Raw genomic sequence first — 9,574 nt, 5'->3', positions numbered from 1 at the left:
TCCATGCAGGACACAACCTCTCGCGGGGCGGACGACGCGGGGGCCACACCTGCCCCGGAACCGTCCGAAGAGCCGACCGGCGCCGTCACCGTTCTCGCCCGCGCCTGCGGCGTCGGCGTGGAGACGGTCGAGGCCGTCGCCCGGCTGAAGGTCGCTGCCGCCGCGACCGGGGCACCCGTCCTCTCCCCCGACGTCACATGGCGTGAGCTGATCCGGCGTGTGGCCACGCAGGGAGGGCGGAAGGAGGCCGACGACGCCTGGGACAGCGCGACCGGGCTGCCCCACCTCTCCGTCGAGCGCCTGGGCGGCCATGTGCGGGTCGCTCTGCGCGTGCTCACCGAATTCCCCGACGAACCGCACAGCGGCCACGGCCTGCTGTCCGAGGCGGAGACCGAGGCGACGATCGCCTTCTGCTCCGGTCCGGTGAAGCCGCTGCCGGGGCGTCGTTTCCACGAGCTGTTCGAGGAGCGGGCACGCCGCCACCCCGATGCGGTGGCCGCCGTCCAGGGCGCCCGAAGCTGGACCTACCGCGAGGTGAACGAGAACGCCAACGCCATCGCCTGGGCCCTGCACCGGGAAGGGGTGTGCGCCGAGGACGTCGTGGCGGTGGTGACGGAACGCACCCTGGAATGGCTCGCGGCCGTCATCGCCGTCTTCAAGGCGGGCGGTTGCTATCTGCCGCTCGAACCGCACTTCCCCGCCGAGCGGATGGCGAACACACTCACCAGGGCGGAGTGCAGGTGGGTGCTGGCCGACCACGGCGTCGCGCCGCTGGAGGAGGCGCTGGCCGGCCAGGACACGCGGCGCCTGTACGTGGCGGACCTTCTCGGAGGAGGCGGCCCGCGCCACGACCTGGACCTCGCCGTCGCGGGGGACCAGCTCGCGTACATCTACTTCACCTCGGGCTCCACCGGCGAACCCAAGGGCGCCATGTGCGAGCACGACGGCTTTCTCAACCACCTCTACGCCAAGATCGAGGACCTCGGCGTCCAGGAGGGGGACGTCGTGGCGCAGACCGCGCCGCAGTGCTTCGACATCTCGCTGTGGCAGCTCGTCTCCGGGCTCCTCATGGGCGGCCGGACGCTCATCGTCGAACAGGACGTGATCATGGACGTGCACACGTTCATCGACGCCCTGGCCGAAAACGGCGTCCACGTGGCGCAGTTGGTGCCCACGTACCTCGAACTCGTCCTTGCCACACTGGCCGAGGGACACCGGGAGCTGCCCTGCCTACGCGTCATGGCGATCACCGGCGAGGCGCTGAAGAAGGATCTGGTACGCCGCTGGTTCGACGCCTTCCCCACCGTGCCGGTGGTCAACTGCTACGGCCTCACCGAGATCAGCGACGACTGCAACCACGGTGTCATGAGCGCCCTGCCCGCCCACCGCTCCGTGCCGCTCGGCGACCCCGTGCGCAACGCGCGCGTCTACGTCATGGACGAGCGGCTCCACCTTCTCCCGGTGGGTTTCCCGGGTGAGATCGTGATCGCCGGCGTCTGCGTGGGCCGCGGATACGTGAACGATCGGGAGCGCACGGCGGCCGTCTTCGGCCGCGACCCCCACCGGCCGTCCGAGCGCCTCTACCGCTCGGGCGACTTCGGCCGCTGGCTGCCCTCCGGCGAGCTCGAGTACCTCGGCCGCCGCGACTCGCAGGTCAAGATCAGCGGGTTCAGGATCGAGATCGGCGAGGTCGAGGACCGGCTCCTCCAGGTTTCCGGCGTCCGGGACGGCGCTGTGGTCGTCGCCGGATCCGCCACCGAGCCGCAGCTCGTCGGCTTCTACACCGGCGCGGACGCGCCGGACGCGGGGCAGGTCGCCAGCACGCTCGCCAGGACCCTGCCCGGGTACATGGTCCCGCCGCGCCTCTACCACACCCCCGAGCTGCCCCTGTCCGGCAACGGGAAGATCGACAGGATCTCCCTGACCGATCTCGCCCGGCGGCAGCGGCACACCACCGAGTACGTGCCGGACACGGAGTTCACCACGGAGACCGAGCGGAGGATCGCGGACCTGTGGGCACAGGTGCTGAAGGTCCCGCCGGAGCGGATCGGGCGCGACTCCCGCTTCACCGAACTCGGCGGTACCTCACTCTCCGCGATCCGCCTCTCGATCGCCCTGGACCGGCAGGTGACCGTCGCCGACCTGTGGGACACCCCCACCGTCGCGGACGTCGCCGCCCTGGTCGACCGCAAGGGCGCCGCGGCGCCGGACACCGCGTCGCGGCCCGCACTCCGCGTGCTCGCCGTACGGCCCGGCAAGGGCCCCGTCGCCTGGGCCGCCGGCCACCGCACCGCCGTCCGCGCGGCCCTCGCCGAGTCCGGCGCCGTGCTGCTGCGCGGCCTCGGAGTGCGCACCGCCGCCGACGTCGCCGCGGTCGCGGAAGGGCTCGGGATCACCGCGATGACCGAACGCGAAGGCTTTGCCCCGAGGACCGCCCACTCGCCGGGGCTGTACTCCTCCAGCCACTGGCCGTCGGACGAGCCGATGTGCATGCACCATGAACTGAGCTACGCCGCCGCCGTCCCCGGCACCCTGGTCTTCGGCTGCCTCACGGCCCCCGACCGGGGCGGCAGGACCAACGTCGCGGACTCCCAGCAGGTCCTCAAGGCGCTGCCGCCCGGTCTCGTCGCCCCGTTCGAGCGTCACGGCTGGCTGCTGACCCGCATGTACCACGAGGTGGGCATGGCGTGGCCGGAAGCGTTCGGGACCGACGACCGCGCCGAGGTGGACGCGTACTGCGCCGCCGCCGGCATCGGCCACGAGTGGCTGGCAGGGGACCGGCTGCGCACCCGTCAGCGGCGCGCCGCCGTCGTACGCCATCCCACGACGGGCGTGCCCGGATGGTTCAACCAGATCGCCTTCCTCAACGGGCAGACGATGGACCCGGCCGTCCGCGAGTACCTCACCGATGTCTACGGGCCGCACGGCCTGCCGTTCGACACCGCGGTGGGTGACGGCACGGTCATCGACGGCGACACCGTGGAGGCCGTCAACGCCGTGTACGACCGATTCACGGTCGGCGAGCCGTGGCGACGCGGAGACGTCCTCGTCGTCGACAACCTGCGGATGGCCCACAGCCGGGAACCGTTCGAGGGAGAGCGCGAGATCGCGGTGGTCATGGGCGACGCGGTGCGGATCCCCGGCCACGTACGGCCGGACACCGGCGGTGAGCAGGCGTGACCGGAGCCCGCTCCGCACCCCGGCCGTGCCCGCCCCACCCCGCGCCATGACGGCAGGACCAGGGCGCGCGGCGAGCGTCGGGCCGCGGCCGGTTCCCGGTGCCGCGCCGCGCGCCGTTCCCGCGTCCTCGGCACAGGAGCGCGTGTGGTTCGCCAGCCGGATGGCGCCCGACGCGTCGGCGTATCGGATCGTGGACGAGCTGGTCGTGCACGCCGAGGTGACCGAGGCCGACCTGCGGGGTGCCTTCGCCCTGCTGGTGCAGCGCCACGAGACCCTGCGCACCGCCCTGCGGATCGTCGACGGACGGCTCACGCAGTACGTACTCCCGCGGATCGACCCGGCGCTCCGCCACACCGACCTGACCGGCGCGGACGACGCCCAGAAGGCGGACGTCCGGCGTTCTCGCAGGGCAGAGCTGGTGCGGCTGCCCTTCGACCTGGAGCGAGCCCCCCTGTGGCGCGCGGAGTTGCTCGCGCTCGGGGAGACGGAATGGGCGGTCGTGTTCGCCGCCCACCACGTCATCTACGACGCCGCCTCACGGTTCAACCTCCACGTCGAGCTCACCGAGATCTGCGCGGCCGTGGAACAGGGGCGGGAGCCGAGGCTGCCGGAGCTTCCGCTGAGCTACACCGGCTACGCCCGGCGGGAGCGCGACCGGCTGTCGCCCCGCCGGCGCATCGAGCTGGCCGCGTACTGGCGCACGCGGCTGGCCCGGCTCCCACCCGTCCACCGCCTGCCGCTCGACCGCCCGCGGCCCGCGGCCCGGACGTTCGCGGGGGCCGAGGTACGGGCCGGCCTCCCCTCGGTGGTCATCGCGTCGCTGCCGGGCTCGGCACGGCGGCTCGGCACCGAGCCCGTCATGCTCTGCCTCGCCGCCTATGTGGCCCTGCTGCATCGCCACTCGGGGCAGGAGGACATCGTCGTCGGTCTGCCGGTGACGGGCCGTCGCCAGGCCGACGTGCTGCCGATGATCGGCACGTTCGTCAACATGCTGGTGGTCCGGGTCGATGTGAGCGGCACTCCGACCTTCGCCGAACTGGTCGGCCGGGTACGGGCGGCGGCCCATGTCGAGGAACGGTACGACATTCCCTTCCAGACCCTCGTCGAACTGCTGCCCGCGCCACGGCTGCCCGGGGTGCCGCCCCTGTACCAACTGGCCTTCAACCACGTGCCCGTCGGCGGCGGCCCAGGGGCGGCCTCCTCCGGTTCCGCCGGCTGCGAGGACGACCTGCTGCTGGAGATCACGGCGGACACGGTCCGCATCGAGTACAACGCGGCACTCGTCGAGAAGAGCACCGCCGAAGCGCTGCTCGCCGACTACCTCGCGCTGCTCGTCGAGGGACTGTCCGCGGCGGACGCCCCCCTGCCGTGTCTCCCGGTCGCGCCCCGACCGGGAGACATTGATGTGACGCGCCCCGCCCGGACGGCCACGGGCGGCGCGCCACGCACCGCGACGGCGAAGCTGGTCGCCGACGCGTGGCGCGCCGTCCTCGGCACCGCGGTGACCGACGTCCACGACGACTTCTTCCACCTGGGCGGTCACTCGGTGCAGGCCCTGCGCATGCTGACGCGCCTCGCGGCGGAGCACGACGCCGAGCTGAGTATCCGGGCGTTCTTCGCCGACCCGACGGTGGCCGGTCTCGCCACCGAACTCGAACGCAAGCGCCCGAGGAGGACGGCATGGCGGTGACGGGCAGGATCGACGGCGTACCGAGCGACATCTGGCACGAGGAGGTGCTCGCCCCGCAGTTCGCCTACGAAGCGGAGCACCTCCTCGGACACTACCTCGCCATCGAGAAGGTCCTGCTGCTGGAGTACGTGCGGATGGGACTGGTGGACGCCACCGGGGCGGCCGGAATCGGAGCCCGGCTCGACTCGCTGACCCCGGATGGCGTCCGCGCCGACCCGAAGGAGAACATGTCGGACATCTCCTTCGCTGTCGAGCGGCACGTCCTGTCCGGCCCTGTCCCGCCGTTCCCCGCGTGGCACGTGGACCGCAGCCGCAACGACCTCCAGGTCTGCGCCCAGTTGATGTCCGCTCGCGAGAACCTGACCGCTGTCGCCGCCGACCTGCTGTCGTTGGGCCGTGCGGTCACCTCGCTCGCAGCCCGGCACGCTGACGTGCCCATGCCGGGATACACCCATGCCCAGGCCGCTCAGATCATCAGCCCCGGCTTCCACCTCGCGGCCCTCGCCGCCGAGACCACGGTCACTCTGCGCAGGATGCTGCACACCTACGACGAGGTCGACGCCTGCCCACTCGGTTCGGGAACCATGGCCGGCCAGGAGCTTGCCTGGGACCGCGCGCGCATGGCCGAACTGCTCGGCTTCTCCGGCGTTCAGCCGCACGCGCTGGTGGCCGTCGCCTCCCGCGGCTGGGCCCTGGCGATGGCCGGCGACCTGGCCGGCTACGCGGTGACACTGAGCCGTTTCGCCACCGACCTCATGGCCTGGGGCGGCAGCGGTTTCGGCTTCCTGGAACTTCCCGACGAGCTGTCGGGCATCTCCGCGGCCATGCCGCAGAAGCGCAACTTCCCCGTACTGGAGCGCATCCGCGGCCGGTGTGCCCACGTCACCGGGTGCGCGGCCGACCTCGCCGCCGGGCAGCGCAACACCGCGTACACCAACACCGTGGAGGTGTCGAAGGAGGCGGGCGGCCACCTGCGCACCCAGTTCGACGCCATGCGCTCGGTGCTGCGGCTGACGCGGGCGGTCGTCGCCGGAGCGGCCTTCTCGGCGGACCGGATGCGCGAGGCGTGTGCAAGGGAGTATCTGGGAGGATTCACCCTCGCGAACCGGTTGACGCTGGAGTGCGGCATCCCCTGGCGGACGGCCCAGGTGATCTCCGGGCGGTACATCAAGCGCGCCCTGGAGAAGGGGCTGAGGCCGGTCGAACCGGACGGCCCGCTGCTCTCCGCCCTCTGCGCCGACGAGGAATACGAGGTCGCGCGCGCCGACGCCCTCCTCGTCGCCGCCTTCGACGTGGACGAAGGACTGCGGGCCAAACGATCGGCCGGCTCGGCCCACCCCGACGAGGTACGGGCGATGCTCGCCGACCAGGACGCCGAACTCGCGAGGCTCACCGACGAGTGGTCGCTGCGCGAACGGCAATCCGCCGATGCCGCCCGCCGACGGGACGACCTGCTGGCAACGGCCGAGCGGCGGTCATGAGGGAGCCGGCGCTGGTCACCCGCCGGCCGGGCGTGGACCTGCGCGAGGGCGTCGGCACCGCCTGCGGAACCTTCGGCGAACTGCTGCAAGGGGCGCTGTCCGACGGGGCCGGCTTCCTCGTCACGTTCCCGATCACCCGCGGCACCCGGGCGTGGTTCCGGTACGACCGCGACGGCCCGCTGAGTGTTTTCCCCTCCCACAAGACCAAGTCGCTGCGCGTGGCGCGAGCCATGCTCGACGCCCAAGGGGCCGGCGGCGGCTCCCTGGTCCTCGACAGCAGCCTGGCCGTGGGGAAGGGGCTCTCCAGTTCCTCCGCCGACCTGGTCGCCACGGTCAGGGCCGTGGGGGCGGTGCTCGGCGTGGACACCTCGCCCGCGGCCGTCGAGGGCTGGCTGCGCCCGATCGAGCCCACGGACGGGGTGATGCACCCGGGCATCGTGGTGTTCGAACACCGGAGGGTCCGGTTGCGCGCGTCGCTCGGCACGCTGCCCCCGGCCACGGTGGTGGCCGTCGACGAGGGCGGTCACCTCGACACGGTGGCCTTCAACCAGCGGCCCCACCGCCGCACGGCTGCCCAGAAGCACGAGTACGAGCGCCTGGTGCGGGACCTCGCCACGGCCGTCGAGCACGGTGACCTCGCCCGGGTGGGCGCGATCGCCACACGCAGCGCGGTCCTCAACCAGCGGCTGGTTCCCAAACGGAACCTCGACGCCATGATCCGGGTCCGCGACGAGATCGGCGCTCTGGGCGTGGTCTGCGCCCACAGCGGCACCATGCTCGGCCTCCTGCTCGACGCCGGCGACCCCGACCACCGGCACAAGCTGTCGGCCGCCGCGGCGGCATGCTCGCGCCTGCCCGGCGCCACCACCGTCTTTCGTTCGTTCACGTCACCAGGGAGCGCGCATGCGTTGTGACACCGTCGTCGACGCTATAGGCAACACCCCGGTCGTACGGCTGAGGGTGGACGCCGCCGAGGGGGTCGAGGTCTACGCCAAGCTGGAGCTGCTGAACCCCTACGCCATGAAGGACCGCGTCGCCCGGCAGATGATCCTTGAGGCCCGCCGGTCCGGTGCGCTCGCAGAAGGCGCACCCATCGTGGAGAGCTCGTCCGGCACGATGGCGCTGGGAATCGCTCTCGTCGGCACCTACCTGGGGCACGCCGTGCACATCGTCACGGACCCCCGTATCGACCCGATCACCCTCACCAAGCTGGAGGCCCTCGGGTGCGTGGTCCACGTGGTGGAGGCGATGACCGGGCAGGGGTGGCAGGGTGCCCGGCTGGAGCGGCTCGCGGAGCTGATGAGCGGCATGCCCGGCGCCTACTGGCCCCAGCAGTACAGCAACCCGCAGAACCCGGCTGCGTACCGCACGCTGGCCGACGAACTGATCGGCGACCTGGGAACGGTGGACGTCGTGGTCGGCTCCGTCGGCAGCGGCGGCTCCCTGTGCGGCACGTCCACGGCGCTGCTGGAGCGGCTGCCCGACCTGAAGGTGGTCGGTGTCGACTGCGTCGGCAGCATGCTCTTCGGCCAACCTGACGTACCGGCCCGCAAACAGAGCGGACTGGGCAACAGCCTGTACCCGGACAACATCGACTACCGCCTCCTCGACGAGGTGCACTGGCTCTCGGACGACGAGGCGTTCGACGCCACCCGGCGGCTCGCCCGGGAACAGAAGATATTCGCCGGGAACACGTCCGGGTCGGTGTACCGGATCCTCACCCACCTCGCCGCCGAAGCGTCGCCCGGCACCCGTCTGGTGGGAATCCTGCCGGACCGCGGCGACCGCTACGTCGACAGCGTGTACCGTCACCGGCCCGCGGGCCCCATCGCCGCCCGGCCTGTCGAGGTCCCCTACGGCACGACGGTCACCCGTTGGTCGTTCGCCTCGATCCCGCGCGGGAACCGTCCCGTCCTGGCCTTCCTGGAGTCGAACACGACAGGGACCGGCATGCTCGCGCTGCGCACCGCGGTGCGGCTCGGCTTCGAGCCGGTCCTGCTGGCCAAGGACCCGACTCGCTACGCCGGCCTCGACGCCGCCGGCTGCCGGACGGTCATCTGCGACACCGAGAACGACGCGGACGTCCTCCGGGCGGTCCGGGAAGCGACCGGGAAGCGGACCGTCGCAGGGCTCACGACGACCAGTGACTTCTATCTGGAACACACCGCGCGGCTGGCCGCCGCGCTCGGCCTGCCGGGCCACGCCTCGGAGACGATGACGGCCTGCCGCGACAAGTCGCTGACCCGCGTGGCGCTGAGGGACGCGGGGGTGCCACAGCCGGCGTTCGAAGTGATCGGCGACTCCGCCGACATCGCCGGTGCCGTCGCCGCCGTAGGCCTGCCGTGCGTGGTCAAGCCCGTGGGCGGATCGGGGTCGCAGGACGTGCTGTGGTGCGACGACGCCGCCACGGCCGCGGAGCACGCCACACGCGTCCTGGCCGTCACCGAGAACGTCCGGGGACAGGCCACCGCCCGTAAGGTCCTGGTGGAGGAGTACACCCGCGGGCCCGAATACAGCGTGGAGATGTTCTGCGACCATGGGGAGGCGACCTGCATAGGGGTGACCCAGCGCACCGTCGGCGCGCTGCCGTACTTCGTCGAGACCGGCCATGTCTTTCCCGCCGAGTTGCCGGAGGCCGCCTCCGGCGAACTCGCGGAAACCGCCCGCCAAGCACTCAAGGCGGTGGGCTTCGATCGGGGTCCGGCGCACGTCGAGATCAGGATGACGGACACAGGTCCCGCGGTCATCGAGATCAACGGCAGGCTCGCCGGTGGCATGATCCCCGAACTCGTCCGTGCGGCGACCGGGATCGACCTTCTGGAGCAGCAGGTGCGGGCCGCGGCCGGCTACCCCGTCCGGCTGCTTCCGGACCGGACCCGGCACACGGGCATCAGGTTCCTGACCGCGCGTCAGGCGGGACGTCTCGTGGCCATCACGGGAACCGCGGAGGCAGAGCGTGTGCCGGGCGTCGAACGTGTGGTGACCACCGGGTCCCCGGGCCGTGCGGTACGGCCGCCGCGGGACGCCTATGACCGACTCGGCCATGTGATCGCGGGCGGCGGCTCGGTCCGGGAGGTCGAGGAGACCCTGGACGCCGCCGTGCGGCTGGTGGACGTGGTGACGGTCCGGGACTGACCGCCGGCGTACGCCATCGCCGGTGCGGCGGGGGCCGAGCGGGGGCCGCACATGTGCGGCCCCCGCTCGGCCCGGGACCCGCGGTGCG

The 9,574-nt window shown here is 72.2% G+C and carries 5 protein-coding genes; all 5 read left to right on the top strand.

Annotation, left to right across the window (positions count from 1 at the left end; genetic code table 11):
- Positions 1 to 3 precede the first annotated feature (3 nt).
- The 5 genes from ACIBJC_RS00420 to ACIBJC_RS00400 are packed head-to-tail and all read left to right on the top strand — an operon-like array spanning position 4 to position 9,486.
- On the top strand, positions 4 to 3,180 hold the full coding sequence (locus tag ACIBJC_RS00420; RefSeq protein ID WP_399285759.1) for an amino acid adenylation domain-containing protein: 3,177 nt from the start codon (positions 4 to 6) through the stop codon (positions 3,178 to 3,180).
- Between the two features lie 46 nt (positions 3,181 to 3,226).
- Positions 3,227 to 4,870 carry a condensation domain-containing protein gene (locus tag ACIBJC_RS00415; RefSeq protein ID WP_399285757.1) on the top strand — a complete coding sequence of 548 codons (1,644 nt, stop codon included), beginning with the start codon at positions 3,227 to 3,229 and terminating at the stop codon, positions 4,868 to 4,870.
- Positions 4,861 to 6,351, top strand: a complete 1,491-nt coding sequence (locus ACIBJC_RS00410) for an argininosuccinate lyase (RefSeq protein WP_399285755.1) — start codon at positions 4,861 to 4,863, stop codon at positions 6,349 to 6,351. Before ACIBJC_RS00415 ends, ACIBJC_RS00410 begins: the two co-directional genes overlap by 10 nt.
- Positions 6,348 to 7,265: a kinase gene (locus ACIBJC_RS00405; protein WP_399285753.1), complete on the top strand. Its 918-nt coding sequence runs from the start codon at positions 6,348 to 6,350 to the stop codon at positions 7,263 to 7,265. The genes ACIBJC_RS00410 and ACIBJC_RS00405 overlap by 4 nt, the downstream gene beginning before the upstream one ends.
- Positions 7,255 to 9,486 carry a pyridoxal-phosphate dependent enzyme gene (locus ACIBJC_RS00400; RefSeq protein ID WP_399285751.1) on the top strand — a complete coding sequence of 744 codons (2,232 nt, stop codon included), beginning with the start codon at positions 7,255 to 7,257 and terminating at the stop codon, positions 9,484 to 9,486. The genes ACIBJC_RS00405 and ACIBJC_RS00400 overlap by 11 nt, the downstream gene beginning before the upstream one ends.
- Positions 9,487 to 9,574: the final 88 nt, after the last annotated feature.

Source organism: Streptomyces sp. NPDC050509 (assembly GCF_044457965.1).
Classification (GTDB): Bacteria; Actinomycetota; Actinomycetes; order Streptomycetales; family Streptomycetaceae; genus Streptomyces.
This window is presented reverse-complemented; position numbering and strand designations above follow the sequence as displayed.